Source organism: Pseudaquabacterium pictum (assembly GCF_005403045.1).
GTDB classification, from domain to species: domain Bacteria; phylum Pseudomonadota; class Gammaproteobacteria; order Burkholderiales; family Burkholderiaceae_C; genus Pseudaquabacterium; species Pseudaquabacterium pictum.
Genome location: NZ_BJCL01000002.1, coordinates 461,473 through 486,154 on the forward strand (window position 1 = coordinate 461,473; position 24,682 = coordinate 486,154).

Below are 24,682 nucleotides of genomic sequence, written 5' to 3' on the forward strand. Positions count from 1 at the left end.
GCATGCGGCAGGCGAACTGACCGCCCACAGGCTGTGAAATAGGTGATTCGCAAGCCGTAGGATATGCTACAGGCCATGTGGGCCTTGCTGCTGACCACCCTGCCGACCCAGCCCAACGCCGTGCGTCTGCGGGTTTGGCGGGCGCTGAAGGCCGCCGGCTGCGCCAGTCTGCGGGACGGCGCCTACCTGCTGCCCGAGACCCATGCTGCCACGCTGGATGCGGTGGCCGCGGAGGTGTCGGCCCATGGCGGCAGCGCCCATGTGCTGCTGCTGGCGCCGCGCAACGACAGCCAGCGCGATGCCGTGCTGCGCCTGTTCGACCGCAGCGAGGCCTATGCCGCCTGGGGCGAGGCTGCGCTGTCCCTGCAGGCGCAACTGGCCACCGTGGCCGACGCCGGCGAGACGGCACTGCGCCGCAGCTGGCAGCAGCTGGCCGAAGCGCTGGCCAGCCTGCAGCGCACGGACCACTACCCCGGCACGGCGGCCGCCCAGGCGCAGCAGAGCCTGGCGAGGTTGCACCAGGCCATCGATGCCCGCTGCTCGCGGGGCGAGCCCGGCGCCGCCCAGGCGCAGGCCCTGCCCCGGCTCGACCGGGCCGACTTCCAGGCCCGGCGCTGGGCCACCCGGGCCCGGCCCTGGGCCGACCGGCTGGCCAGCGCCTGGCTGATCCGCCGCTTCATCGACCCCCAGGCACGCTGGATCTGGCTGCCCGACGATGGCCGGCCGCTGCGCACGCCGCGGGGCGCCGTCGGCTTCGACTACGACGGTGCACGCTTCAGCCATGTCGGGCCCTGGGTCACCTTCGAGGTGCTGGCCCGGCAGTTCGGCCTGGACGGCGACCCGGCCCTGCAGCGCCTGGCGCAGCTGGTGCATGGGCTGGACACCGGCGGCCTGCCGCTGCCCGAGACCGCCGGCCTGGCCGCGGTGCTGGGCGGACTGCGCCAGCTGCACACCGACGACGACGCCCTGGTGCTTGCCGCCGCCGCGGTGTTCGACGCGCTGCTGGCCGCACCGGCAAGCCGACCCGCCTGATCACCGCCATGGCCACGCCCGACAGCCTCACCGACACTGCGCCCGCACCCGTCTCGCTGCCCGAGGCCCTGCGCTTCTGGTGCAAGCTGGGCTTCATCAGCTTCGGCGGGCCGGCCGGGCAGATCGCCATCATGCATGCCGAACTGGTGGAGCGGCGCCGCTGGATCAGCGAGCAGCGCTTCCTGCATGCGCTGAACTACTGCATGCTGCTGCCCGGCCCCGAGGCCCAGCAACTGGCCACCTACCTGGGCTGGCTGATGCACCGCAGCCTGGGCGGGGTGCTGGCGGGGGCGCTGTTCGTGCTGCCGTCACTCGCCATCCTGATCGGGCTGTCGTGGATCTACCTGCGCTTCGGCCAGCAGCCGCTGGTGGCCGGCATCTTCCTCGGGTTGAAGCCGGCGGTCACCGCGCTGGTGCTGCATGCGGCCTGGCGCATCGGCAGGCGGACGCTGAAGAACCGCTGGCTGCTGGCCATCGCCGTGGCGTCCTTCATCGCCATCTTCGCGCTGGACCTGCCCTTCCCTGCCATCGTGCTGGCCGCGGCCGCCGTGGGCGCGGCCGGCGCCCGCTGGGCGCCGCAAGTGTTCGCCGCGGGTGGCGGCGGCCATGCAGCGGCCTCCACCTCCCATGGCCCGGCGCTGATCGATGACCTCACGCCCACGCCGGCGCATGCCCGCTTCCGCCGTGGCGGCCTGCTGCGGGTGCTGGCCATCGGCCTGGGCCTGTGGGCCGGTGGCATGGCGCTGCTGGTGGCCACCCAGGGCTGGCAGGGCACGCTGGCCACCATGGCCTGGTTCTTCACCAAGGCGGCACTGCTGACGTTCGGCGGCGCCTATGCCGTGCTGCCCTATGTCTACCAGGGTGCGGTGGAACAGCACCAGTGGCTGACCGGCGCCCAGATGATCGACGGCCTGGCGCTGGGCGAGACCACGCCCGGCCCGCTGATCATGGTGGTGGCCTTCGTCGGCTTCGTCGGCGGCTGGGGGCAGCAGGTGCTGGGGCCGGATGCACCGTTCGCCGGCGCGGCGCTGGCGGCATGCGTGGTCACCTTCTTCACCTTCCTGCCGTCGTTCATCTTCATCCTGGCCGGCGGCCCGCTGGTGGAGGCCACCCACGGCAGGCTGGGCTTCACCGCGCCACTCACGGCCATCACCGCCGCGGTGGTGGGCGTGATCCTGCAGCTGGCGCTGTTCTTTGCCTGGCACACGCTGTGGCCGCAGGGCTGGTCGGGGCCGTTCGCCTGGCCGTCGGCCGGCATCGCGGTGGCGGCGGCGCTGGCGCTGTTCCGCTTCCAGGTGGGCGTGCTGCCGCTGCTGGGCAGCTGCGCCGCCGCCGGCCTGTTGCTGCAGTGGCTGGCCTGACCCCGCATCCCCCATCCACCCACGGAGCGGCCATGACCGACAGCCTGGACCACGACACCGAGCCCTTCGGCATCCACCCCGCCGACGTGGGCGACCTGCCCTGCCTGGACGTGCGCCGCGCCGCAGTGCATGCGGAGGCCACGACCATGCTGCCCGGCGCGACGTGGCGCGACCCGGCCACCGTGGCCGATTGGGGCCCGGCGCTGGCCCGCGCCCATCCGCCCGGCCAGCCGCTGGTGGTGTACTGCGTGCACGGCCATGCGGTGAGCCGCGGCGCGGTGCTGGCGCTGCGCGCGGCCGGCGGCGATGCGCGCTTCCTGCGCGGCGGCATCACTGCCTGGGCCGCCGAGGGGCGGCCCGTGGTGGCCAAGCCCTAGGCTTGGGCCAGGCGCGCCAGTGCCTCGGGGTCGAGCACCCGCACGTTGTAGCCGGCCACCTCGATCAGACCCTGGCGGCTGAAGCTGCGCATCAGGCGCGACAGCGTCTCGGGCGTGATCGCCAGCTGCGAGGCCACGTCGCGCTTGCGGTCGGCCAGCCGCACCATGGCCTGGCCGGTGCCGCCGGGCAGCGGCACGCAGCGCTGGTGCAGCCACTGCGCCAGACGGCCGGGGGCATCCTTGTGCATCAGCTCATGGGTGTTGACGGCGAGCGCCTGCACCTCACGCGCCAGGCCGTGGATCAGCCGCTGGGCCAACCCGGGATGGGTCGCGAGCCGGGTCTCCAGCGCGTCGCAGGGCAGCTCGACGATGCTGGCCGCGCCCATGGCCTGGGCGTCCATCGCATGCGGGCCGGACAGCCAGGCCGAGCTGAGATCGAGCCAGGCCGGGCCGCGCACGATGCGCTCGGTGCGGAACACGCCGTCGGCGGTGCGCAGGCCCAGCGCCACCTCGCCGCTGCGCAGCGCCACCAGGTGGCTGGCCGCGCTTTGGCGGCTGAGGATGTGCTGGCCGGCAGCCACATGCCGCAGGCTGGCCAGCTGGGCCAGCGTCTGCAGTTCCTCGGCGGCCAGCGCCGGGGCGCCCAGCAGGTGGCCCCACAGCACCGCCTCGGCCGAGCCACCAGCGGGCAGGCTCAGGCCCCGCAGGGGCTTGGGCGCATCGGGCGGGGCCGCCGTGCCGGGCCGGCGCTCGGTCAGGCCGGCGGGACCGGGTGCGGTGGCGTAGCTGTGTTCCATGCGGATCGGGCCTGTTGTGCTGGCGGTGCCGGCCACGGCGACCGCCGCTGCCTGACCATGGCGGCCATGCTCCCGCAGGCCGGCCCGCTGCGGATTGCGCTGGATCAACCGCCGCACGCACACCCGCCGCCGGCGCTGCCCCATGACAACGGCCACCGCGTTGCCGGGGTGGCCGTTGGAGGAGGCGGGCCGGGCAGGCGCCCGGCCAGGCGGGATCAGAACCGGTGGCGGATGCCCAGGCCGTAGCTCTTGCCGGCGCTCAGGCCGTCGAGCTTGTCGTGCATGTACACCGCGTACAGGTCGGTGCGCTTGGACATCAGGTAGTCATAGCCGAAGCTCAGGGTCTTGCGGTCGGCGCCGGCGTCGGGGCTGAGCTTGCCCCACTGCAGCAGGGCCTTGCCGTTGCCGATGGTCCAGTCGGCACCCAGGCCCAGCACCTTGGTGGTGTTGTCGATGGTCTTGTTGTCGCTGGTGCCGTACTGGGCGTAGAACTTGACCGGCGCCATGTTGAACGACGCGCCCAGCTGCCAGGCGGTGGTGTCGGGCGTGGTGCCACCTTTCTCGACCTTCTGCCAGGCAAAGCCGGCGCCCAACGGGCCGCCGAAGTACAGCGCGCTGAGGCCGAAGTTGCGGCCGCCATTGCCCTCGCCCAGCGCGGCGTGGGCCGTGAAGGTGAGGCCGCCGAACCTGGGGCTGGCGTACTTGACCGAATCGCTCCAGCCGGTGTCGCCCGACACCTGGAAGTTGTTGCCGCTGGTGAAGGTCTGGCGGATGGCCGGCGAGAAGCCGAAGGAATCGCCGAAGGCGTTGAAGATCAGCGTGTTGACGAACAGCGAGGTGGTGTTGCGGCCCAGGGTGACCGTGCCGGCGCCGCTGCTCAGGCCCACATAGGCGCTGCGCGCCCAGAAGGTGTCGGCACCAAAGCGGCCGGCTGCGGCCACGTCGGCACGCAGGAAGCTCTCGAGCGCAAACACCGCGCTCAGGCCGCCACCGAGGTCTTCCGAGCCCTTCACGCCCCAGAAGCTGGTGGTCATGTTGCCGCTGTCGACGCCCTTGTTCGCAGCGGCGCCGGGCGCCTGCGCCTGGCCGACGGACACGTCGATCAGGCCGTAGAGGGTGACGGCCGACTGGGCCTGGGCGGCCGTGGCGCCCAGGGCCACCAGGGCGGCCAGGGCGAGGGAACGGGCGGGCGATGGGAAGCGAAGCATCGAAACTCCTGGTTGTGGATTTTTTGAACGATGCAGGCTAGCAAAGCGCATGCCGCAGGCTGCAACTGTCGGTTGCCAGTGTCAGTCGGACGCAACAGACCGCCGCTGCGCTGTTGCAGGGCGCCGCGCACCACGGCGGGGCCTGGCGGATTCAGCGGCGCGGGTTGTCAGGGGCCGGCGGGTCGAGCGGGAATCGGGTGCAGCCCAGCCGGGTGCTGATGTCGCGGCTGGCGTCGCGCAGCATGGCCACCACCTGCGGCGCCTTGCTGTCGTCGTAGCGGAAGGTGGGGAAGCTCACGCTCAGGCCGGCCACCGGCTGGTTCAGCCGATCGAAGATCGGGATGCCGATGCAGCGGATGTGCTCGTCGAACTCTTCCCGGTCCTCGCCAAAGCCCTGGGCCTTGACCCGCGCCAGCTCGTCCAGGAAGACCGCCGGGTCGACGATGGTCTTCTCGCGGAAGCGCTTGAACTCGGAGCCGGCCAGCACGCGGTCGCGGCGGGCCGGGTGCTCCCAGGCCATCAGCACCTTGCCGATGGCGGTGCAGTGCAGCGGCGCACGCCGGCCCACCCGCGAATACATGCCCAGCATGTGGCGCGAATCGACCTTGTGCACATAGATGATCTCGCTGTCGATCAGCGTGCCCAGGTGCACCGTCTCGCCGGTCTGGTCGGCCAGCATCTGCATGTGGTGCTTGCTCAGGTCGACCAGGTCGGGGTGCGGCAGTGCCTTGGTGCCGAGCTCGAAGGTCTTCATCGCCAGGCCGTAGCGCTCGCTGTCGCTCTCCTGGCGCACATAGCCGAGCGTCTTCATCGTCTGCAGGAAGCGGTAGACCGTGGCCTTGGGCATGGCCAGGCGCACCGACAGGTCGGAGATGCCGGTCTCGTCCCGTTCGGACAGCGCCTGCAGGATGGCGAACACCTTCAGCACCGCCGCCACCGATTCGGGCTGGCGTGGGTCGTCGCTGCCGTCGCGCATTGTTCTGATTGTTTCGGGATGGTGTTTCAGCTGGATTGTCCACCGTTCGGCAGAGGCCCTCAAGCCGAAGACGGCGGCCTCTGCAGCCGAGCCGCGCCCGCCATGCCACGCTGCTGTCAGCCGCTGCGTGCACCGCCGATCTGCTGCACGTCTGCAGCGCCGGTCAACCCTTGATGCCCAGCTGGGTGACCAGCGCCTTGAACAGCGCGTTGTCGCGCTGCATCTGGGCGCGGAAGGTCTCGGCGTCGGCATAGGCCTGGCCCATGCTGAGGCGGTCCAGCGTGTCGCGCACGGTGGCATCCTCGGCACAGCGGCGGGCGCACTCGGCCAGCACCGCCAGCACCTCGGCCGGCGTGCCCTTGGGCGCGGCCAGGCCGCGCCAGGTGCCGATGGACAGGTCGATGCCACGCTCCTTCAGCGTGGGCACGCTGTCGAAGCCCTTCAGCCGCTTGTCGGCCATCACCGCCAGCGTCTTCAGCTTGCCGCTGGCCACATGGGTGGCCACCTCGCCGGGGCTCACCGCCACCGCGTCCACATGGCCGCCCATCAGCGCCAGCACGGCCGGCGCGGCGCCGCCAAACGGAATCGGGTTGTAGCGCACGCCGGTCTTCTGCTCCAGCGCGGCATGGGCCAGGTGCCAGATCGAGCCGTTGCCGGAGTTGCCCATCTTGATCTCGCCAGGCTTGGCGCGGCTGGCGGCCAGGAAGTCCTCGATGGTGGCCCAGGGGGCGTCGGCACGCACCGTCACCGCCGCGGGGTCGGCATTGAGGCGGGCGATCGGCGTGAAGTCCTCGTGGCTCAACTTGCTCAGGCCCAGGTGCGGCACGATGACGATCTCGGCGAACACCACCGCCAGCTTGTAGCCATCGGGCTTGGCATTGATCATCTCGCCGTGGCCGATCATGCCGGACGCCCCCGGCCGGTTGACCACGGTGAACGGCTGCTGCGGCAGGTGCTTGCGCGCCGCCTCGGCAAAGGCGCGGGCCAGCACGTCGGTGCCGCCACCGGCGCCGGCGGGCACCAGCAGTTCGATCGGCCGGCTGGGGTAGCTGCCAGCCTGGGCCAGCACGCTGGCGGGCCATGCGGACAGGGCAGCGGCAGCGCCGAGCAGGGCCTGGCGGCGGTTGAGGTGGGTGGTCATCGGTGTCTCCTTCGTCGTGGTGGGGGATCGGGGGCGGTGTCAGCCCGGCGCGGGCAGCAGGTCGGCCATGGCAGCGGCCGGCAGCAGGGCGCCGCGGTGCTGCACCACGCGGGCAGCCAGGGTGTTGCCACAAGCGGCAGCGGCCACGACCGTGTTGCCACGCAGCCGCGCGGCCAGGTAGGCGCCGGCGAACGAGTCGCCCGCCGCGGTGGTGTCCACCACCTGCGCCACCGGCACGGTGGGCACGGTCTGCACCAGGCGGTCGGGCCCGCGCACCAGGGTCGGCGCACTGCCGCGCTTGACCACCACCTCGGCGGTGGCCAGTTCCAGCGTGCGCTGCAGCTGGCGCCCGGCATCGGGCTCGCCCCACAGCGCCTGCTCGTCGTCCAGTGTCATCAGCGCCAGGCTGGCCACCGCCGTGGCCGCGGAAAAGGCGCTGCGGGCGGCCTGCAGATCGGGCCACAGCCGCGGACGGAAGTTGTTGTCGAAGGCCACCAGGCCGCCGCTGGCGCGCACCCGCGCGGCCAGCGCCAGCAGGCGCTGCCGGCCGGCGGCTGGCAGGATGGCCAGGCTGATGCCGCTGAAGTACAGCGCATCGATCTGGCCGGCCTGCTGCTCCAGCGGTGTGTCGCCGTCGGGCGTGTCGAAGTAGGCGCGCGCGGCGGCCTGGTCGCGCCAGTAGCTGAAGCGGCGCTCGCCGGCCGCATCCACCTCGATCAGGTACAGCCCCGGCAGCCGGCCGGGCAGGCGCCGCACCAGGCCGGTCAGCAGGCCCTCGGCTTGCCAGCGCTGCAGCAGGCCGTCGCTCAGCGGGTCGTCGCCCAGGGCCGTGGCGTAGTCGACCAGCAGGCCTTGGCCGGCGCCGCAACGGGCCAGGTAGACGGCCGTGTTCAACGTGTCGCCGCCGTAGGTCTGCTGCAGCGTGCCAAAGGCCTGGCCCTGCAGTTCCAGCATGCACTCGCCGAAGCACACCACCCGCAGCGGCCGGCTCATGGGGAGCCTCCGTGCTGCGCACTGCGGAATTCGCCCATCGGGCGGCCGGGCGGGCTCATGGAATCCCCTGCCTATTTGTGGAACGTCGTTTCGATATTCTATGAACCCCGTGCCGAAACGCCGATCCGGGCTGACCCTGCCACCATGGCCCCACCCTTCCAGACCTGGCTGCCGACCGGTGCCGCCGGCATCGCCGTCGTGCGGTTCGACGACACCGCTCACCGCGCTGCGAGCCGGCTGCAGCCCGCCGGATCGCAGCGCGCGTTGCGGGGCGGCATCTTCATCGACACAGGTCCCCACGACCCTTCCTGAATCCACCCGCCGGAGACTCCGATGACACTGCACCGCACCCTGCTCGCCGCCGCCCTGACCGCCCTGCTGGCCACCACCGCCGCCGCCCAGACCATGAAGGCCGCCGACGTGCACCCGGCCGGCTACCCCACGGTGGTGGCGGTCGATGCCATGGGCAAGAAGCTGGAGGCGGCCACCCAGGGCCGCATCAAGTTCCAGATGTTCCCCGGCAGCGTGCTGGGCGGCGAGAAGGAGATGATCGAGCAGACCCAGGTCGGCGCGATCCAGATCCTGCGCACCAGCCTGGGCCCGGTGGGCCCGGTGGTGCCCGAGGTGAATGTGTTCAACATGCCCTTCGTGTTCCGCAACGTGGCGCACATGCGCGCGGTGATTGACGGGCCGATCGGGCAGGAACTGCTCGACAAGATCAGCGCCAGCCCGGCGCGCCTGGTCGGCCTGGCCTGGATGGACGGCGGCAGCCGCAGCCTCTACACCAAGAAGCCTGTGCGCAAGCCCGAAGACCTGAAGGGCCAGAAGATCCGCATGATGGGCAACCCGCTGTTCGTCGACACCATGAACGCGATGGGCGGCAACGGCATCGCCATGGGCTTTGGCGAGGTGTTCACCGCCATCCAGACCGGCGTGGTCGATGGCGCCGAGAACAACCCGCCGTCGTTCTTCAGCACCAACCACCACAAGGCCGGCGCCAGGTTCTACACCCAGACCAACCACCTGATCATCCCGGAGATCCTGGTCATGTCGAAGGTGGCCTGGGACAAGCTGAGCCCCGCCGACCAGGCGCTGGTGAAGAAGACGGCGCGTGAGGCACAGATGGAGCAGCGCGCGCTGTGGGACACCGCCGTGGGCGAGAGCACGGCCAAGCTCAAGGCCGACGGCGTGGAGTTCATCGAGATGGACAACAAGGCCTTCTTCGACGCCACCGCCCCGGTGCGGGCCAAGTACGGTGCGCAGTTCACCGAGCTGATGGCCCGCATCGCCGCGGTGAAGTGACATGCCGGTGGCTGACGCGCACCGGCTGGCGCCGGCGCTGGACCGGCTGTACCTGGCCTGCATCTGGCTGGCCGGCATCGCCATCTTCCTGATGTCGCTGATCATCCCGGCCGGCGTGTTCATGCGCTACGTGCTGGGCGCCGGCGCGCAATGGCCCGAGCCCATCGCCATCCTGCTGATGATGGTGTTCACCTTCATCGGCGCGGCGGCGGCCTACCGGGCCGGCGGCCACATCGCCGTGGGCATGCTGGTCGACGTGCTGCCCGCGCCGCTGCAGGCCACGCTGGCCAGGCTGGTGCACGGGCTGATGCTGGGGGTGTGCGGCTTCGTGCTGCTGTATGGCGCGCGGCTGTGTCGCGACACCATGGGCCAGAGCATCGCCGAACTGCCCATCCTGCCGGTGGGTGTGACCTACCTGCCGATCCCGCTGGGCGCGCTGGCCACCGCCATCTTCGTGCTGGAGCACCTGCTGGCCGGGCCGCAGAAGCACCGGCCGGTGGTGGCCTTCGGCGAGGGCTGAGCGATGGATGCCCTGGTGCTGCTCGGCAGCTTCTTCGTGCTGATGATCATCGGCATGCCGGTGGCCTATGCGCTGGGCCTGTCGGCCCTGGTCGGCGCGCTGTGGATCGACCTGCCGCTGGACGCGGTGATGATCCAGCTGGCCTCGGGCGTCAACAAGTTCAGCCTGCTGGCCATCCCGTTCTTCGTGCTGGCCGGCGCCATCATGGCCGAGGGCGGCATGGCCCGCCGCCTGGTGGCCTTTGCCGGCGTGCTGGTGGGCTTCATCCGTGGCGGCCTGAGCCTTGTCAACATCCTGGCCAGCACCTTCTTCGGCGCCATCAGCGGCAGCAGCGTGGCCGACACCGCCAGCATCGGCAGCGTGCTGATCCCCGAGATGGTGAAGAAGGGCTACCCGAAGCCGTTTGCCACGGCCGTCACCTGCAGCGGCAGCGTGCAGGCCATCCTGATCCCGCCCAGCCACAACGCGGTGATCTATTCACTGGCGGCCGGCGGCTCGGTCAGCATCGCCGCGCTGTTCATGGCCGGCGTGGTGCCCGGCCTGCTGCTGGGCCTGACCCTGGCCGCGCTGTGCCTGGTGATCGCCAAGCGCGAGAACTATCCCAAGGGCGAGGTCATCCCGCTGAAGCAGGCGCTGAAGATCTGCGTCGACGCCCTGTGGGGCCTGATGACCATGGTCATCATCCTCGGCGGCATCCTCTCCGGCGTGTTCACCGCCAACGAGAGCGCCAGCATCGCGGTGCTGTGGGCCTTCGGCGTCACCATGTTCGTCTACCGCGACTACAAATGGCGCGACCTGCCCAAGCTGGTGCACCGCACGGTGAAGACGGTGACGGTGGTGATGATCCTGATCGGCTTTGCCGCCTGCTTCGGCTACCTGATGACGCTGATGCAGATCCCGGCGCAGGTGACCGCCTTCTTCACCAGCCTCAGTGACAACAAGTACGTCATCCTCGGCCTGATCAACATCATGCTGCTGGTGCTGGGCTGCCTGATGGACATGAGCCCGCTGATCCTGATCCTCACGCCCATCCTGCTGCCGGTGGTCAAGCTGCTGGGGGTCGATCCGGTGCACTTCGGCATGATCATGATGGTGAACCTGGGCATCGGCCTGATCACCCCGCCGGTGGGCACGGTGCTGTACGTTGGCGCGGCGGTCAGCAAGCTGAAGATCGGCGTGGTCACGCGGGCGATGTCGCCGTTCTTCGTGGCGCTGTTCATCGTGCTGATGATGGTGACCTACCTGCCCGCCCTGAGCCTGTGGCTGCCACGCGCCATGGGGCTGTGAGCCGGCTTGGTTAGCATCCGCGGCATGCATCTGCCACTGCCGGGCGACGGCCCCCACATCCCGTTCCAGACCGCTGCCCGCTATCCCGATCCGGCGGTGGAGCTGCTGCACCCCAGCTTTGCGGCGCTGCGTCTCTACTCGGCCAGCGTCGAGCAGCTGGCCAGCGGCTGCCGCTGGGCCGAGGGGCCGCAGTGGTTCGCCGACCATGGCTGCCTGCTGTGGAGCGACATCCCGAACAACCGCATCCTGCGCTGGGATGCGGCCACCGGCAACGTCACGCCCTTCCGCCAGCCGTCGAACCATGCCAACGGCCTGGCACGCGACCGCCAGGGCCGGCTGCTGGCCTGCGAGCACCTGGGCCGCCGCGTCACCCGCACCGAGCCCGATGGCACGCTCACCGTGCTGGCCGATCAGTTCGACGGCGCCCGGCTGAACTCGCCCAACGACATCGTGTGCCAGCGCAACGGCGACATCTGGTTCACCGACCCCAGCTTCGGCATACAGGGCTGGTGGGAGGGTGCACCAGCGGCGCAGGAACGGCCGCATGCGGTCTACCGCATCGACGGCCAGACCGGCACGCTGCACTGCGTGGCCGACGATCTGGATGCACCCAACGGCCTGGCCTTCTCGCCCGACGAACGGGTGCTGTACATCGTGGAGAGCCGCGCCACGCCCAGCCGGAAGATCTGGGCCTATGACGTGGCCGCCGACGGCACGCTGCGCGGCAAGCGCCTGCACATCGACGCCGATGGCGCCGGTGCGCTGGACGGCATCGCCGTGGATGCCCTGGGCAACCTGTGGGCCGGGTTCGGCAGCGATGGCCGGCCGGGCGCGGCGGCCGACGGCCTGGACGGTGTGCGTGTCCACGACCGCGACGGCCGCCCCATCGGTCACATCCACCTGCCCGAGCGCTGCGCCAACCTGTGCTTTGGCGGGCCGCACCGCAACCGCCTGTTCATGGCCGCCAGCCATTCGCTCTACGCCCTCAGCGTCAACGTGCAAGGATCCGCCGCATGACCACCACCACCTTCCAGGTCCGCCAAGACCAGCTGGCCACCACCCGCCTCGTCGAGGCCGCCGACACGCCGCTGGGCGATGGCCAGGTGCGGGTGCGCGTCGACCGCTTCGCCTTCACGTCCAACAACATCACCTACGCCGCCTTTGGCAACGCGATGCAGTACTGGCAGTTCTACCCGGTGCCGGCGGACGCTGATGGCACGGCCTGGGGCTGCATCCCGGTCTGGGGCTTCGGCACGGTGGTGCAGAGCCTGCATCCGGGCGTGGCGGTGGCAGAGCGGCTGTACGGCTATTGGCCGATGGCCAGCCATGCAGTGCTGCAGCCGGTGAAGCTGTCGGCCGGCAGCTTCAGCGACGGCGCGCCGCGCCGGGCGGCGCTGCATGCGGTCTACAACAGCTACCAGCGCATCACCAGCGACCCGTTCTACACCGCCGACAGCGAAGATGTGCAGGCCCTGCTGCGGCCGCTGTTCCTCACCGCCTGGCTGATCGACGATTTCCTGGCCGACAACGCCTTCTTCGGCACCAGCACACCCGGCCAACGCGGCGTGCTGCTGCTCAGCTCGGCCAGCAGCAAGACGGCCAGCGCCACCGCGGCCCAGCTGGCACAGCGGCCCGAGGTGGAGGTGGTGGGCCTCACCTCAGCGGGCAACGTGGCCTACTGCGAGAGCCTGGGCTGCTACAGCCGCGTGCTGACCTACGAGCAGCTCGATGCCCTGCCGGCCGACACGCCCTGTGTGTACGTCGACTTCGCCGGCAGCGGCCCGCTGCGGCAGGCCATCCACACCCGCTTCAACCGGCTGGCCTACAGCTGCTCGATCGGCGGCACGCATGTGGACGAGCTGCGCGGCGCGAAGGACCTGCCCGGCCCCAAGGCCACACTGTTCTTTGCGCCGGCGCAGGTGAAGAAACGCAGCACCGAATGGGGCCCGGCCGAGTTCGGCCGCCGCCTGGTGACCGCCTGGCACGGCTTCCGGCAGCAGGTGGCGGCCAGCGATCCCCCGTGGCTGGTGGTGCAGCGGCACCAGGGCGCTGCCGCGGTGCAGGCCGCCTATGCCCAGGTGCTGGCCGGCCGCGGCGACCCGCGCCTGGGCCACATGCTGGCGCTGTGAGGCCCGGGCCGGCGCTCAGGCGTCGGCGAAGTCCAGCAGCACCTTCATCGCCTTGGTGCGGTCGCTGGCCAGCTCGAAGGCCTGGCGCGCCTGGCTCAGCGGGAAGGCGCCGGTCACCATCGGCGCCATGTCCACCCGGCCGCCGTTGATCAGCTGCACCGCCAGCTTGAACTCGGCATGGAAGCGGAAGCTGCCGCAGATGCTCAGCTCCTTGGCCACCACCATGTTCTGCGGGATGCTGACATCACCCCCCAGGCCCAGTTGCACCACCACGCCGCGCGGGCGCATGGCCTCCAGGCCGGCGCGCAGCGCCCGCTCGTTGCCGCTGCATTCCAGCATCACGTCGAAGGTGCCCTTGCGGGTGGCGCCGTCGGCGGCGTAGCGCTGCAGCCAGCCGGTGTCCTGCGCCACGTTGATCGTCACATCGGCGCCCATCGCACGGGCGATGGCCAGGGTCTCGTCGGTCAGGTCGACCGCGGTGATCTCGGCCGCGCCGTGGATGCGCGCCGCTGCCACGCTGAGCGCACCGATCGGCCCGCAACCCGACACCAGCACCCGCTTGCCCAGCAGCGGACCGGCCCGCTGCACGCCGTGCAGCGCCACCGAGAACGGCTCGGCCAGCGCCGCATGCTGCAGCAGCACGCCGGGCGCGACCTTTTCGCACTGCACCGCGTCGCACAGCAGCAGGTTGCGGAAGGCGCCTTCGACATGCGGGTCGCGCATCGCGCTGCCGTAGAAGCGCATGTCCAGGCACTGGTTGGGCAGGCCTTCCAGGCAATGCACGCAGGCACCGCAGGGCCGGCTGGGGTTGACGGCCACCCGGTCGCCCGGCTGCACCGCCGTCACGCCCGGGCCCACCGCCCGCACCGTGCCGGCCACCTCATGGCCCAGCACCATCGGCCGCTTGATGCGCACCGTGCCGAAGCCGCCGTGGTGGAAGTAGTGCAGGTCGGAGCCGCAGATGCCGCCGAAGCCCACCGCCACCAGCACTTCGCCAGGGCCGGGCTCGGCAGTCTCCTGGGCGTCCACCCGCAGGTCGTCGGGGGCATGGATTACCAGGCACATGCAGCGCAGTCGCATCGTCGTCTCCTTCGTCGGCCAAGTCGTCGGCGGGTTGTTTTGGTGTGATGATATGGCGATTCGACGACAGCACCCGACCTGGGGAAGGAGACACGCATGCACTTGTTCGACCTGACCGGCCGCACCGCCCTGATCACCGGCGCCAGCAAGGGCATCGGCCTGGCGCTGGCCACCGCCCTGGGCCAGGCCGGTGCCCGCGTGGTGCTGAATGCCCGCGGCGCCGAGGCGCTGACCACCGCGCGGGATGCGCTGCGCGCCAAGGGCATCGCCGCCGAGGCCGCGCCCTTCGACGTGACCGACGCCACGGCAGTGGACGCCGCAGTGGCCGCGATCGAGGCGGACATCGGGCCGATCGACATCCTGATCAACAACGCCGGCATGCAGCACCGCGGGCCGTTCGCCGAGTTCCCCACCGACGCCTGGCACAAGATCACCACCACCAACCTCGACAGCGTGTTCTTCGTCGGCCGCGCGGTGGCGCAGCGCATGATCCCGCGCAAGGCCGGCAAGATCATCAACATCTGCTCGGTGCAGAGCGAGCTGGGCCGCCCCGGCATCGCGCCGTATGCCGCCACCAAGGGGGCGGTGAAGATGCTGACCAAGGGCATGGCCATCGACCTGGGCCAGCACGGCATCCAGGTCAACGGGCTGGGCCCGGGTTACTTCAAGACCGAACTGAACCAGGCCCTGGTGGCCGACGAGACCTTCAGCGCCTGGCTGTGCAAGCGCACGCCCGCCGGCCGCTGGGGCGAGGTGCAGGAGCTGGGCGGCGCGGCCATCTTCCTGGCCAGTGCGGCCAGCAGCTTCGTCAGCGGGCACATCCTGTACGTGGACGGGGGCATCACCGCCAGCCTGTAGCCAACCCGGGTGGTACAAAGCTTGCAAACGGTGCGACCACAACCCAGCACTGCAGGAGACGCACCCATGGCCGACTTCCACCCCACCTCCCGGCGCCAGGCGCTGCACTGGCTGGGCGCCCTGGGCGCCGCGGCCAGCCTGCCGGCCGTGGCCCAAGTCAAGTACCCGGACCAGCCGGTGAAGCTGCTGGTGGCCCTGCCCGCCGGCGGCAGCGTCGACATGGTGGCCCGCGCCCTGGCGCAGCGCCTGGCCGCGGCCTGGGGCCAGCCCTGGATCGTCGACAACCGCGCCGGCGGCTCGGGCCAGATCGGCCTGCCGGTGGTGGCCCGCGCGGCGCCCGACGGCTACACGCTGACCGTGTCGCCCGCCTCGTTCCTGACGACCAACAAGAGCGTCTTCAAGAAGCTGCCCTACGACCCCGAGGCCGACTTCGCGCCGGTCTCGCGCCTGGTCAACCAGCCGATGGTGCTGGTGGTCAAGGACAAGCAGAAGTACCCCACCGTGGCCGCCCTGGTGGCCGCTGCCAAGGCCGCACCGGGTGGCCTGACCTATGCCTCGTCGGGCGACGGCAGCCCGCAGCACCTGGGCGGCCTGATGTTCGAGACCCGCACCCAGACCAAGCTGCTGCATGTGCCCTACCGCGGCGGCGCGCTGGCCATCAACGACACCATCGGCGGCCAGGTGGAGGCGATGTTCGCGGTGATGCCCGAGGCCGTGCCGCATGTGCAGTCGGGCCGGCTGCATGCGCTAGGCGTGATGAGCCCGCGCCGCTCACCGGTGATGCCGCAGGTGCCCACGATGGCCGAAGCCGGCGTGGCCGACCTGAACCTGTCGGCCTGGATGGCGCTGCTGGCGCCGGCCAAGACGCCGCGCGCCATCATCGACCAGCTGAACCGCGCGGTGGCCACCGCCTTCGATGCCGAACTGCGCGCCAAGCTGGCCGAGAGCGGCATCGAGGTGGCGCCCAGCACGCCAGAGGAGCTGCAGCAGCTGATCGCCCACGACATCCGGCTGCATGCCGAGCTGGTGAAGGCGGCGGGGCTGGTGCCGCAGTAGACCCGGGCCCGCCGCCTTACAGCACCAGCAGCGCCCGGAAGTCGTTGACGTTGGTGAAGGTGGGCCCCGGCACCACCAGGTCGCCCAGTGCGCTGAAGAAGCTGTAGGCATCGTTGCGGTCGAGGAACTCGGCCGGCTTCAGACCCAGCGCCGCCGCCCGCGCCAGCGTGTCTGGCGCCAGCACCGCGCCGGCGTTGTCCTCGATGCCGTCGATGCCGTCGGTGTCCGCCGACAGGCCCCACACATGGGCCTGGCCCTGCAGGGCGATGGCGCAGCCCAGCAGGAATTCGCTGGCCCGGCCACCGCGGCCACCCTTGCCACGCACCGTCACCGTGGTCTCGCCGCCCGAGAGGAGTACGCAGGGTGCCTGGAACGGCTGGCCGCGCTGCGCCACCGCCCGCGCCAGCGCCGCATGCACCTTGCCCACCTCGCGGCTCTCGCCCTCGATGGCATCGCTGAGGATGTGGGCGGCCAGGCCGTGCTCGCGTGCCAAGGCGGCAGCGGCCTCCAGGCTGTCCTGCGGCGTGGCGATCATGCGCACCTGGTGGCCGGCGAAGAGCGGGTTGCCGGGCTTGGGCGTCTCGAAGGCGCCGCTCTCCAGCCCGGCGCGGGCGGCATCGGGGATGGCGATGCCGTAGCGCCGCAGGATGGCCAGCGCATCGGCACAGGTGCTGGCATCGGGCACGGTGGGGCCGCTGGCGATCACCTGCGGGTCGTCGCCCGGCACGTCGCTGATCAGCAGCGTGACCACCCGCGCCGGCGCGCACAGCGCCGCCAGGCGGCCGCCCTTGATGGCCGACAGGTGCTTGCGCACGGTGTTCATCTCGTCGATGGCCGCGCCGCTCTTGAGCAACGCGCTGTTGATCGCCTGCTTGTCGGCGAAGTCCAGCCCCGGCGCCGGCAGGCTCAGCAGGGCCGAGCCGCCGCCGCTGATGAGGCACAGCACCAGGTCGTCGGCGGTGAGTCCGCGGGCCAGGTCGGCGATGCGCTGCGCCGCCTGGCGGCCGGCCTCGTCGGGCACCGGGTGGCGGGCTTCCACCACGGCGATGCGGCCGGGCCGGGCCTTGTAGGCCGGTGGCACATGGTCGTAGCGGGTGACGACCAGGCCGCTGAGCGGCGCGTCGGCCGGCCACAGCGCATCCACCGCCGCAGCCATCGCGCCACCGGCCTTGCCGGCGCCCAGCACCAGGGTGCGGCCCTTCGGCGGCGGCGGCAGGTGGGCGGCCGTCACATCGGCCGGCAGCGCGCGCGAGACGGCGCGGGCGTACAAGGCACGCAGCAGGGCCTGGGGATCGGCAAGGGTGGTCGGTGCATTCATGTGATGATTATTCGGCCTGCCGCGCACCCTTCCTGCAAGCAGTTTCCACATGTCCCAAGCCACGCCTGAAGCCAGCCTGCTGATCACCAACGCCGAGGTGATCGTGACCATGGACGACCAGCGGCGCGAACTGCGCGGCGGCAGCCTGCTGCTGCGCGGCCCGCGCATCGAGGCCGTCTGGCCCGCCGGCCAGCTGCCGCCCGGCACCACCGCCGACGCCACCATCGACGCCACCGGCCACGCCGTGCTGCCCGGCCTGGTGAACACCCACCACCACATGTACCAGTCGCTGACCCGGGCCATCCTGGCGGCGCAGGATGCCGAGCTGTTCAGCTGGCTGAAGACGCTGTACCCGATCTGGGCCGGCCTGACGCCGGAGATGGTGCGGGTCAGCACCCAGGTGGCCATGGCCGAGCTGCTGCTGTCGGGCTGCACCACCAGCAGCGACCACCTCTACCTCTACCCCAACGGCGTGCGGCTGGACGACAGCATCGACGGCGCGGCGCAGATCGGCATGCGCTTCCACGCCGCCCGCGGCAGCATGAGCGTGGGTGAGTCGGCCGGCGGCCTGCCGCCGGACCGCCTGGTCGAGGACGAGGCCGCCATCCTCGCCGACACCCAGCGGCTGATCGAGCAGCACCATGACCATGGCCGCTACGCCATGCTGCGGGTGGTGGCCGCGCCCTGCTCGCCGTTCTCGGTCAGCCCCGGGCTGATGAAGGACAGCGCCGCGCTGGCGCGCAGCCTGGGCACCCGGCTGCACACCCACCTGGCCGAGAACGACCACGACGTGGCCTACAGCCGCGCCCGGTTCGGCATGACGCCGACGGAATACGCCGAGAGCGTGGGCTGGCTGGGCGACGACGTCTGGCATGCGCACTGCGTCAAGCTCGATGCCGCCGGCATCGCCGCCTTCGCCGCCAGCGGCACCGGCGTGGCCCACTGCCCCTGCAGCAACATGCGCCTGGCCTCGGGCATTGCCCCGGTGCGGCGCATGCTGGATGCCGGCGTGCCGGTGGGCCTGGGCGTGGACGGCAGCGCCAGCAACGACGGCGCCCACCTGCTGGGCGAGGCCCGCACCGCGATGCTGCTGGCCCGCGTGGGCAAGGCGCTGGACCCCTTCGGCTGCGACACCGGCCCGGCGGAGATGACCGCCCGCGCGATGCTGGAGGTGGCCACCCGTGGCGGCGCCCGCGTGCTGGGCCGCGACGACATCGGCCACCTGGCGCCGGGCATGGCCGCCGACCTGGCCTTGTTCGACCTGCGCACGCTGGGCTTTGCCGGCGGCGCGGTGCACGACCCGGTGGCCGCCCTGCTGCTGTGCGCCCCGGCGCAGGCCGCCTACACCATCGTCAACGGCCGGGTGGTGGTGCGCCAGGGCCAGCTGGCCACGGTGGACCTGGGCCCGCTGCTGGAGCGGCACAACCGCCTGGCCCGCCAGCTGGCCGGCGGCTGACCCAGGCGAGGCCGAGGGTGCGCCCGGCTGACAGGCCGGCGCCGCGCGCCTACGATGGTCCTTCCGCCGCCAGGCGCCCCCAGGGGAAGTCCATGCCCAGCCTGCCCACCCAGGTCCGCGCCCTCGTCGCGCTGCTCCCGCTGCTGGCGGCGCCGGCCCTGGCCTGGGGCCCGCACGGCCACCAGACGGTGGGCGGCATCGCCGACCAGCTGATCGCCGGCACGCCCACGGCCAAGAAGGTGCGCGCCATCCTCGGCAGCAACCTGCAGATGGCCTCGGTGTGGGCCGATTGCGCCCGCTCGGTCGAGTCGAAAGCCGGCCAGTGGTCCTACACGAATCCTGGCAGCTTCAAGGATTGCGCGGTCTACGAGAACCCCGCCAGCCAGGCGGCGCTGGTGGCCTTCGTCAAGCGCAACGCCACCCGCTGCGGCTTCATGGCCTCGTACACCCAATGCCGGCACAAGGCCTGGCACTTCACCGACATCCCGATCCAGCTGAAGGCCTACGGCGCCGACCTGCCCGGCGCCGCACCCAACGACCTGGTGCAGGCGGTGGCCGCGTCCATCACCGTGCTGCAGGGCGGCAAGCCGCCGGCCGCCTTCAACATCGCCAGCCGGCGCGAGGCGCTGCGCCTGCTGGTGCACTTCGTCGGCGACCTGCACCAGCCGCTGCACGTGGGCTCGATCTACCTCACCGAGGACGGCAAGCCCATGCTGCCGAAGGACGAGCACGAGGCCAAGGCCCACGACAACGCCGGCGGCAACGGCATCGTGCTGGCCAAGTCCAAGCTGCACGGGCTGTGGGACGACGTGCCGGGCAAGATCACCACCAACCTGCTGGCCGGCGCCGGCGCCACGCTGGCGCGCGATGTGCCCCCGGCCACCGGCCCGATCGGCACCTGGCCCATGGCCTGGGCCACCGACACCCTGCAGGCCGCGCCGCTGGCCTTCCAGGGCCTGAAGATCGGCGCCAAGGTCAACCTGGGCCACGGCGACCAGTGGCCGGCCAGCACCGAGGAACCCGCCTACCGCCGCGCCCGCGAGAATCTGCAGCAGGCGCAGATGGTGAAGGCCGGTGCCCGGCTGGCCCAGATCCTCACCACGCTGTGGCCCTGAACCCCTGACCTGGAGCCCCACCATGAAGATCGATTTCGTGTCCGACGTGTCCTGCCCCTGGTGCGCCATCGGCCTGAACGCGCTGGAACAGGCGCTGGAACGCGTCGCGCCCGACATCCAGGCCACGCTGCACTTCCAGCCCTTCGAGCTGAACCCGACGATGCCGGCCGAAGGCCAGGACACGGTCGAGCACCTGTCGCAGAAGTACGGCATCGACGCGGCGCAGATCGCCGCCAATGCCGAGGCCATCCGCCAGCGCGGCGCCGGCGTGGGCTTCACCTTCGGCCAGGGCCAGCGCAAGCGCATCTACAACACCTTCGACGCGCACCGCCTGCTGCACTGGGCCGGGATGGTGGATGCGGACAAGCAGCGGGCGCTGAAGCATGCGCTGTTCAAGGCCTACTTCACCGACGGCCTGAGCCCCGGCGACCATGGTGTGCTGGTGGCCGCTGCCAGCACCGCCGGGCTGGATGCCGACGAGGCCGCCCGCATCCTGTCCAGCGACACCTACGCCGCCGAGGTGCGCGAGGCCGAGGGCTTCTACCACCAGCAGGGCATCAGCTCGGTGCCGGCCATCATCATCAACGACCGCCACCTGATCAGCGGCGGCCAGCCGGTGGAGCTGTTCGAGCGGGCGCTGCGCCACATCGCCGCCGAAGGCCGTGAGGGCGCCGCAGCATGACGGCAGCGCCGAGCGACTTCGGCCTGATCGGCCTGGCCGTGATGGGCCAGAACCTGGTGCTCAATGTCGAGAGCCGGGGCTTCGCGGTCAGCGTCTACAACCGCACGCCCGCGGCCACCGAGGCCTTCGTGGCCGCGCATCCGGGCAAGCGCATCACCGGCCATGCCAGCCTGACGGCCTTCGTGCAGAGCCTGTCGCGGCCGCGGCGGGTGATGCTGATGGTCAAGGCCGGCGCCGCCGTGGACGCCGTCATCGAGCAGCTGATCCCGCTGCTGGAGCAGGACGACATCATCATCGACGGCGGCAACAGCCTCTACACCGACACCGAACGGCGTGACGCCTGGCTCACGCCGCTGGGCCTGCGCTTCATCGGCGCCGGCGTGTCCGGCGGCGAGGAAGGTGCGCGGAAGGGCCCGTCCATCATGCCCGGCGGGCCGGCCAGCACCTGGGCGGCGATGCGCCCGGTGTTCGAGGCCATCGCCGCCCAGGTCGACGGCCAGCCCTGCGTGGTGCACATCGGCCCCGGCGGCGCGGGCCACTACGTCAAGATGATCCACAACGGCATCGAGTACGGCGACATGCAGCTGATCTGCGAGGCCTATGCGCTGCTGCAGGCCGCCGGCCTGTCGAACGCCCGCATGGCCGCGGTGTTCGACCAGTGGAACCAGGGCGAACTGCAGAGCTACCTGATCCAGATCACCGCCCGCGCGCTGGAACAGGTCGATGCCGAGACCGGCCGGCATGTGGTCGACCTGATCCTGGACAAGGCCGGCCAGAAAGGCACCGGCCAGTGGACCCAGCTCAACGCCGCCGAGAACGCGGTGGTCATCAGCACCATCAATGCCGCGGTCGAGGCGCGCGTGCTGTCGTCGCAGAAGGACCAGCGGGTGGCCGCCAGCGGCCAGCTGCAGGGCCCGGCCGGCCGGCTGGAGGTCGACGCCGAGCGGCTGATCACCCAGGTGCACGATGCGCTGTTCGCCAGCAAGATCGTCAGCTATGCCCAGGGCCTGGACCTGATGCGGACCATGGGCGCGAAGAAGGGCTGGGGGCTGGACCTGGGCGCCATCGCCGGCATCTGGCGTGGCGGCTGCATCATCCGCGCGCAGTTCCTGCGCCACATCACCGCCGCCTACCAGGCCGATCCCGGGCTGCAGAACCTGATGCTGGCGCCCTACTTCCAGACGGTGCTCAACCGCAGCCAGGCGGCCTGGCGCCAGGTGGTGGCGCAGGCCGTGTCAGCCGGCATCCCGGTGCCTGCCTTCGGCGCCTCGCTGGCCTACTTCGACAGCCTGCGCAGCGCCCGCCTGCCGGCCAACCTGCTGCAGGCCCAGCGCGACTTCTTCGGCGCCCACACCTATGAGCGGATCGACAAGCCGGCCGGCCAGTGGTTCCACACCGCCTGGCCCGAGGTGATCGGCTGACCCCCTCAACCGCGGGGGCAAGGAATGCGCACGCAGGCGGACATCTGTGACGAGTTGTTAAGCCCTCCCCACCTATAGTCCGGAGATCTTGATGCCGGTGGGCGGGCTGCGGCGGTTGCAGCGTCGTCCCGTCGGCACAGCCGTGACGACCAGGAGGACTACATGATCGACAACAACAAGGCGCCCCGCAGCGCCTGGACGCTGGGCCTGTCGTGCGTGGCGCTGGCCAGCGCCCTGGCCACGGCACCGGCACTGGCCCAGACGCCGACCGCCGCCGACGGCACCGTGTACGAGGTCAAGCCCGGTGGCTCGTTCTCGGCCATCGCCGCCCAGGTGCTGGGCTCGCCCCGGCAGTGGTCCAAGCTGTACAACGCGCGCATGTCGGGCCTGTCCGACCCCAACCTGGTGCTGGTGGGCCAGCGCTTCGAGCTGGCGACCGACCCGGCCAGCGGCCGCTACCTGCGCCTGGTGGGCAGCAAGCCGGTGGCGGCCGCCGCAGCCCCGGCACCCGCACCCGCACCAGCCGCGGCCCCGGCACCGGCACCGGCCGTGGCCGCCGCGCCAGCACCTGCCCCGGCACCCGCCCCGGCTGCGCCGCCACCCGCACCCGCGGCCGCCCCGGTGGCCGCTGCACCGGCACCGTCTGCCGACGACACCCTGACGATCGGCGTGCTGCCCAACATCGGCACCGCCGCGCTGCAGGCGCAGTACGAGAACCTGAAGGCCTGGATGGAACGCACCCAGGGCACCAAGTTGCGCATCACCGTGCCGGCCAACTTCAAGGTGTTCTTCGAGAACACCATGCGCGGCGACTACGACCTGTCGGTGGCTGCGCCGCACTTTGCCCGCGTGGCCCAGGTCGACCGCAGCATGGTGCCGGTGGTGATGTACGAGCCGCGCATCAATGCGCTGTTCATCGGCAAGCCCGACGACGGCATCAACGGCCCGGCCGACATGCGCGGCAAGGCCCTGGGCTTCGCCAACCCGACCTCGCTGGTGGCGCTGTACGGCCTGCAGTGGTTCCGCCAGGCCGGGCTGGAACCGGCCAAGGATTTCGAGGTGCGCGGTGCCCGCACCGACATGGGCGTGGGCCGCATGCTGCTGGCCGGCGAGGTGTCGGGCGCGATCATGAGCAACGGCGAGTTCCGCGCCCTGCCGCAGGATGAAGCTGCCCGCCTGCGCACGGTGGAGGCCTTCGCCCGCATCCCCAACTTCATCATCGTGGCGCACCCGCGCCTGGGCGCAGCCCGCATCAACCGGTTGAAGGGCCAGTTCAAGGCCTTCATCGCCGACAAGGACGAGGGCGCTGCCTTCGTCCGGGCCACCGGCATCACCGGCATGGTCGATGCCGACGACGCGGTGCTGCGCGAGCTGGACCCGTACGTCGCGCCGACCCGCCGCGCCATGGGCATCACCAACTGAGTCCGGCACGATGGCCAAAGTCCTGTGGCGCTCGACACTCGGCGCGCCTTCCAATTCCGAGGCCTACTCCGAGGGCCCGTTCGAGGATTCCACCAGCCGGACGTCGGCGCCCATGTCGCTGACGCTGTCGCAGGACATCGCGCGCAGCCTGCGCCAGCTGGGCGTGGCCTCGTTCCGCGCCTCGGTGGTCAATGTCGACTCGATGACCTTCCAGGCCGCCTGGACGATCTCCGAGGCCGGCGAGGTCACCGACAACCAGGTCGACCGTCCGCTGGACAGCTCGTTTCCCGCCGCCACCGCGGCCATCAACCTGCTGGCCCATGCCTCGGACGACGAGACCCTGCTGCACAAGCTGAGCCCGCGCCGCTGGGGCATCGCCTGGCGGCTGGACGATCCCAACGTGGTGCTGGCCGAGGCGCAGTTCCACGAGCGGCGCGATGCGATCAGCGAGTCCGACAAGACCCTGCTGCGCCTGGTCTGCAGCGCCGCGATGCGGCCGGCCGGTCCGGCGGCGCTGCCGGGCATGGTGGAGCCGGGCACCACGATGTCGTGGCCCGGCGCCGAGGCGGCGGCCCCGGCCGTCCCGCGGCTGGCGGCGCGGCTGTCGGTGGTGCTGGTGGCCTGCGCCGCCCTGCTGGCGCTGTGGCTGGCCGCCGCCGCCCTGCCCGACCTGAAGCGCAGCACCAGCGTGCGCGAGGCGCAGGTGGCCAAGCTGCAGGCCCTGGCCGACAAGACCCTGGTGCGCGGCATCGGCACGGCGATGGCCACCGGCGACTATGGCGACGTCCAGACCGTGCTGTCGTCCTACTCGTCGCTGGGCTACTTCGACGGTGCGGCGGTGGTCAATGTGCGCCAGCGGGTGGTGGCCCTGTCGGGCCGCACCGACCAGCTGCGCATCGGCGACCCGGTGCCCGAGGAGACCCAGCGCAACGCCCAGGCGATCGAACTGACGCTGGGCACCGAGCGCCTGGGCCAGCTGCTGATCGTGCCGGCACCGGCCACGGCGCAGCCGGCGCCGATGCCGGCCTGGCTGCCCACGCTGGCCTGGAGCCTGGTTGCAGGTCTGCTGGCGGCGCTGGTCAGCACCGTGCTGGTGCTGCGCCGGCCGAAGGCGACCAAGTCGGTCTGAACGCCGGCGCCGGGCCGGCCCG

At 71.4% G+C, this 24,682-nt stretch carries 24 protein-coding genes; 17 read left to right on the forward strand and 7 right to left on the reverse strand.

Going from position 1 to position 24,682, the window contains the following annotated elements; all coding sequences use genetic code 11:
* The first annotated feature begins 75 nt into the window (after positions 1 to 75).
* The 3 genes from FFT10_RS06130 to FFT10_RS06140 are packed head-to-tail and all read left to right on the forward strand — an operon-like array spanning position 76 to position 2,770.
* The gene (locus FFT10_RS06130) at positions 76 to 1,032 is read left to right on the forward strand and encodes a chromate resistance protein ChrB domain-containing protein (protein ID WP_137731889.1); all 957 of its coding nucleotides are present in this window, start codon (positions 76 to 78) and stop codon (positions 1,030 to 1,032) included.
* 8 nt (positions 1,033 to 1,040) lie between these two features.
* Positions 1,041 to 2,393: a chromate efflux transporter gene (chrA, locus tag FFT10_RS06135; protein ID WP_137731890.1), complete on the forward strand. Its 1,353-nt coding sequence runs from the start codon at positions 1,041 to 1,043 to the stop codon at positions 2,391 to 2,393.
* 32 nt (positions 2,394 to 2,425) lie between these two features.
* The gene (locus tag FFT10_RS06140) at positions 2,426 to 2,770 is read left to right on the forward strand and encodes a rhodanese-like domain-containing protein (RefSeq protein ID WP_137731891.1); all 345 of its coding nucleotides are present in this window, start codon (positions 2,426 to 2,428) and stop codon (positions 2,768 to 2,770) included.
* On the opposite strand, the gene FFT10_RS06145 is transcribed toward FFT10_RS06140, so the two are convergent.
* The 5 genes from FFT10_RS06145 to FFT10_RS06165 form a co-directional block, all read right to left on the reverse strand.
* Positions 2,767 to 3,567: a Crp/Fnr family transcriptional regulator gene (locus FFT10_RS06145; RefSeq protein ID WP_137731892.1), complete on the reverse strand. Its 801-nt coding sequence runs from the start codon at positions 3,565 to 3,567 to the stop codon at positions 2,767 to 2,769. The two genes, FFT10_RS06140 and FFT10_RS06145, sit on opposite strands and share 4 nt — an antisense overlap.
* A 215-nt stretch (positions 3,568 to 3,782) precedes the next feature.
* The gene (locus FFT10_RS06150) at positions 3,783 to 4,775 is read right to left on the reverse strand and encodes a porin (RefSeq protein WP_162520704.1); all 993 of its coding nucleotides are present in this window, start codon (positions 4,773 to 4,775) and stop codon (positions 3,783 to 3,785) included.
* Between the two features lie 151 nt (positions 4,776 to 4,926).
* Complete coding sequence (kdgR, locus tag FFT10_RS06155) at positions 4,927 to 5,751, reverse strand: DNA-binding transcriptional regulator KdgR (protein ID WP_137731894.1); 825 nt, start codon at positions 5,749 to 5,751, stop codon at positions 4,927 to 4,929.
* Between the two features lie 163 nt (positions 5,752 to 5,914).
* Positions 5,915 to 6,892, reverse strand: a complete 978-nt coding sequence (locus tag FFT10_RS06160) for a tripartite tricarboxylate transporter substrate binding protein (RefSeq protein WP_137731895.1) — start codon at positions 6,890 to 6,892, stop codon at positions 5,915 to 5,917.
* A gap of 39 nt (positions 6,893 to 6,931) precedes the next feature.
* Positions 6,932 to 7,885 (reverse strand): sugar kinase, encoded by a 954-nt coding sequence (locus tag FFT10_RS06165; RefSeq protein ID WP_137731896.1) that lies wholly within the window; start codon positions 7,883 to 7,885, stop codon positions 6,932 to 6,934.
* Between the two features lie 144 nt (positions 7,886 to 8,029).
* Between FFT10_RS06165 and FFT10_RS27635 the strand changes: the two genes are divergently transcribed.
* The 6 genes from FFT10_RS27635 to FFT10_RS06190 are packed head-to-tail and all read left to right on the forward strand — an operon-like array spanning position 8,030 to position 13,123.
* Positions 8,030 to 8,197 carry a hypothetical protein gene (locus FFT10_RS27635; protein WP_154694080.1) on the forward strand — a complete coding sequence of 56 codons (168 nt, stop codon included), beginning with the start codon at positions 8,030 to 8,032 and terminating at the stop codon, positions 8,195 to 8,197.
* A gap of 21 nt (positions 8,198 to 8,218) precedes the next feature.
* Positions 8,219 to 9,187, forward strand: a complete 969-nt coding sequence (locus tag FFT10_RS06170; RefSeq protein WP_137731897.1) for a TRAP transporter substrate-binding protein — start codon at positions 8,219 to 8,221, stop codon at positions 9,185 to 9,187.
* Between the two features lie 7 nt (positions 9,188 to 9,194).
* On the forward strand, positions 9,195 to 9,707 hold the full coding sequence (locus tag FFT10_RS06175; protein ID WP_228026972.1) for a TRAP transporter small permease: 513 nt from the start codon (positions 9,195 to 9,197) through the stop codon (positions 9,705 to 9,707).
* 3 nt (positions 9,708 to 9,710) lie between these two features.
* Complete coding sequence (locus FFT10_RS06180) at positions 9,711 to 10,994, forward strand: TRAP transporter large permease (RefSeq protein ID WP_137731899.1); 1,284 nt, start codon at positions 9,711 to 9,713, stop codon at positions 10,992 to 10,994.
* 24 nt (positions 10,995 to 11,018) lie between these two features.
* Positions 11,019 to 12,011 (forward strand): SMP-30/gluconolactonase/LRE family protein, encoded by a 993-nt coding sequence (locus tag FFT10_RS06185; protein WP_137731900.1) that lies wholly within the window; start codon positions 11,019 to 11,021, stop codon positions 12,009 to 12,011.
* Positions 12,008 to 13,123: a DUF2855 family protein gene (locus tag FFT10_RS06190; RefSeq protein WP_137731901.1), complete on the forward strand. Its 1,116-nt coding sequence runs from the start codon at positions 12,008 to 12,010 to the stop codon at positions 13,121 to 13,123. Before FFT10_RS06185 ends, FFT10_RS06190 begins: the two co-directional genes overlap by 4 nt.
* 15 nt (positions 13,124 to 13,138) lie before the next feature.
* On the opposite strand, the gene FFT10_RS06195 is transcribed toward FFT10_RS06190, so the two are convergent.
* On the reverse strand, positions 13,139 to 14,203 hold the full coding sequence (locus FFT10_RS06195; protein WP_137731902.1) for an L-idonate 5-dehydrogenase: 1,065 nt from the start codon (positions 14,201 to 14,203) through the stop codon (positions 13,139 to 13,141).
* A gap of 96 nt (positions 14,204 to 14,299) precedes the next feature.
* Here FFT10_RS06195 and FFT10_RS06200 point away from each other — a divergent pair, with 96 nt between their 5' ends.
* Complete coding sequence (locus FFT10_RS06200; RefSeq protein WP_137731903.1) at positions 14,300 to 15,061, forward strand: SDR family NAD(P)-dependent oxidoreductase; 762 nt, start codon at positions 14,300 to 14,302, stop codon at positions 15,059 to 15,061.
* 66 nt (positions 15,062 to 15,127) lie between these two features.
* A complete protein-coding gene (locus FFT10_RS06205) occupies positions 15,128 to 16,117 on the forward strand; it encodes a Bug family tripartite tricarboxylate transporter substrate binding protein (protein ID WP_137731904.1) in 990 nt (329 codons plus the stop codon).
* A 16-nt stretch (positions 16,118 to 16,133) separates the two neighbouring features.
* Here the strand turns inward: FFT10_RS06205 and FFT10_RS06210 are convergent, their stop codons facing one another.
* On the reverse strand, positions 16,134 to 17,435 hold the full coding sequence (locus FFT10_RS06210; protein ID WP_137731905.1) for a glycerate kinase type-2 family protein: 1,302 nt from the start codon (positions 17,433 to 17,435) through the stop codon (positions 16,134 to 16,136).
* 49 nt (positions 17,436 to 17,484) lie between these two features.
* Here FFT10_RS06210 and FFT10_RS06215 point away from each other — a divergent pair, with 49 nt between their 5' ends.
* From FFT10_RS06215 to FFT10_RS06240, 6 genes are all read left to right on the forward strand, one after another.
* Positions 17,485 to 18,891 carry an 8-oxoguanine deaminase gene (locus tag FFT10_RS06215; RefSeq protein ID WP_137731906.1) on the forward strand — a complete coding sequence of 469 codons (1,407 nt, stop codon included), beginning with the start codon at positions 17,485 to 17,487 and terminating at the stop codon, positions 18,889 to 18,891.
* A gap of 92 nt (positions 18,892 to 18,983) precedes the next feature.
* Positions 18,984 to 20,006, forward strand: a complete 1,023-nt coding sequence (locus FFT10_RS06220) for a S1/P1 nuclease (RefSeq protein ID WP_137731907.1) — start codon at positions 18,984 to 18,986, stop codon at positions 20,004 to 20,006.
* Between the two features lie 22 nt (positions 20,007 to 20,028).
* The gene (locus FFT10_RS06225) at positions 20,029 to 20,688 is read left to right on the forward strand and encodes a DsbA family oxidoreductase (protein WP_137731908.1); all 660 of its coding nucleotides are present in this window, start codon (positions 20,029 to 20,031) and stop codon (positions 20,686 to 20,688) included.
* Positions 20,685 to 22,109 carry a decarboxylating NADP(+)-dependent phosphogluconate dehydrogenase gene (gene gnd, locus FFT10_RS06230; RefSeq protein WP_137731909.1) on the forward strand — a complete coding sequence of 475 codons (1,425 nt, stop codon included), beginning with the start codon at positions 20,685 to 20,687 and terminating at the stop codon, positions 22,107 to 22,109. Before FFT10_RS06225 ends, gnd begins: the two co-directional genes overlap by 4 nt.
* A gap of 162 nt (positions 22,110 to 22,271) precedes the next feature.
* The gene (locus FFT10_RS27765; RefSeq protein WP_162520705.1) at positions 22,272 to 23,531 is read left to right on the forward strand and encodes a PhnD/SsuA/transferrin family substrate-binding protein; all 1,260 of its coding nucleotides are present in this window, start codon (positions 22,272 to 22,274) and stop codon (positions 23,529 to 23,531) included.
* Between the two features lie 10 nt (positions 23,532 to 23,541).
* Positions 23,542 to 24,660, forward strand: a complete 1,119-nt coding sequence (locus FFT10_RS06240; RefSeq protein WP_137731910.1) for a hypothetical protein — start codon at positions 23,542 to 23,544, stop codon at positions 24,658 to 24,660.
* Positions 24,661 to 24,682 lie beyond the last annotated feature (22 nt).